This is a genomic window from Arthrobacter sp. H5, assembly GCF_000520595.1.
Lineage (GTDB): Bacteria > Actinomycetota > Actinomycetes > Actinomycetales > Micrococcaceae > Arthrobacter_D.
The window spans coordinates 14,448-15,210 of the sequence record NZ_KI915024.1; the positions used below are offsets into that span (position 1 = coordinate 14,448).

General features: G+C 65.0%; 1 protein-coding gene and 1 pseudogene. Both read right to left on the reverse strand.

What is annotated here, in order from left to right; genetic code table 11:
* Positions 1-273 (reverse strand): annotated as a pseudogene (locus Y708_RS30060) (CDP-alcohol phosphatidyltransferase family protein); the annotation flags it as partial.
* Between the two features lie 61 nt (positions 274-334).
* Positions 335-763 (reverse strand): hypothetical protein (locus Y708_RS30065; RefSeq protein ID WP_028281135.1); only part of this gene is annotated, 429 nt, incomplete at its 5' end.

Below are 763 nucleotides of genomic sequence, written 5' to 3' on the forward strand. Positions count from 1 at the left end.
GAGGACCAGGAGCGCCCACACCGAGGCGATGTGCCAGGCTGCAGCCGGGAACAACAGCCAAAGACTGTGGACCAGGACCGTTTCTGCACCCTCCGCCAGCCCGCCGAGGAAGGACAGTGAGCGGCCGTCGTCAATCTGTCGGCCGCTTTTTTCCGCGAGGGAGGAAAAGACCAGGAACACGCTGCCGTTGATGTAGTAGGCGAACATTACGACGAGGAAGGGCAGCCACGGGGCGTCGAAACCTGCGGTGGCCCCGATGGCTACCCCGACCACGGTGGCACCGTAGACCATGAAGTCCGCGGAAATATCCCAGAACCCGCCCTGCCCCGCATGTTCAGCGCAGCAGCCGGTAACCGGCCACGAGCCGCTGGGTGGCGCTGACGAGGACCAGGAGCGCCCACACCGAGGCGATGTGCCAGGCTGCAGCCGGGAACAACAGCCAAAGACTGTAGACCAGGACCGTTTCTGCACCCTCCGCCAGCCCGCCGAGGAAGGACAGTGAGCGGCCGTCGTCAATCTGTCGGCCGCTTTTTTCCGCGAGGGAGGAAAAGACCAGGAACACGCTGCCGTTGATGTAGTAGGCGAACATTACGACGAGGAAGGGCAGCCACGGGGCGTCGAAACCTGCGGTGGCCCCGATGGCTACCCCGACCACGGTGGCACCGTAGACCATGAAGTCCGCGGAAATATCCCAGAACCCGCCCTGCCCCGCATCGGCTCTCGCCGTGTCTAGTTGCGCCCTGCGGCGTGCCAGCGGCCCGTC